The 659-nt window shown below is 63.3% G+C and carries 1 pseudogene; it reads right to left on the bottom strand.

Annotation, left to right across the window (positions count from 1 at the left end):
- Positions 1–346: 346 nt before the first annotated feature.
- Positions 347–659 (bottom strand): annotated as a pseudogene (locus tag FUT88_RS25845) (flagellar hook-length control protein FliK); the annotation flags it as partial.

Raw genomic sequence — 659 nt, 5'->3', positions numbered from 1 at the left:
CTTCGGGCAAGCGCACAAAACAAAAGCGCACCTCGCGGTGCGCTCTCCCGTAAGTACGGCAAACATGCGGTGCGCCAGCCCCCCGGCTCGGACACCCCGCATCGGTCCGTGTGCATCCGCCCGAAGACGGATGTGGCGAAATGATCCCCGTTTGATCCCTTCTTCGCCAGTCGGACTTGACCCCCTTGTTATTCATTTGCAACGCTGCCGCATCCAACATATGCGCGGCGTGCTCGCGTTGTTATTTCCCGTCCTTCTTTCGTTGCCTCGCGGCCGGCCATTTTGCATGGCACTCCTGCGTACTAACGGCAGGCTTGCGTCAAACTTTAGGCACCGCCCGTCATCGTCAGGCAAATGTATCGATCGCGCCTTCGTGGGTCGAAACACGGCGCGGTGCACCGTCTGCGTATCGGCGCGGTCTTGCGAGCCGCCGTTGCCATAACGGCTGCCGTTGCCCCCGTTGCCCGAACCGCTACCCTGGTTCTGCGCCGACGCACCTTGCGATGCGTTCTGCTGCTGGCTGAAGTCGCCCGTGCTGACGGACGTTTGCGCAAGCTGCATCCCGCCTTGCTGCATGGCGTCGCGCAGGCGCGGCATGGCGTCCTGCACGAGTTCGGCCACGGCCTGGTGCTGGCAGACAAAGCTCGCGTTGACGGCGC

The sequence above is a fragment of the Ralstonia sp. TCR112 genome (assembly GCF_007997035.1).
In the GTDB taxonomy this organism is placed as follows: Bacteria; Pseudomonadota; Gammaproteobacteria; order Burkholderiales; family Burkholderiaceae; genus Ralstonia; species Ralstonia edaphi.
This window is presented reverse-complemented; position numbering and strand designations above follow the sequence as displayed.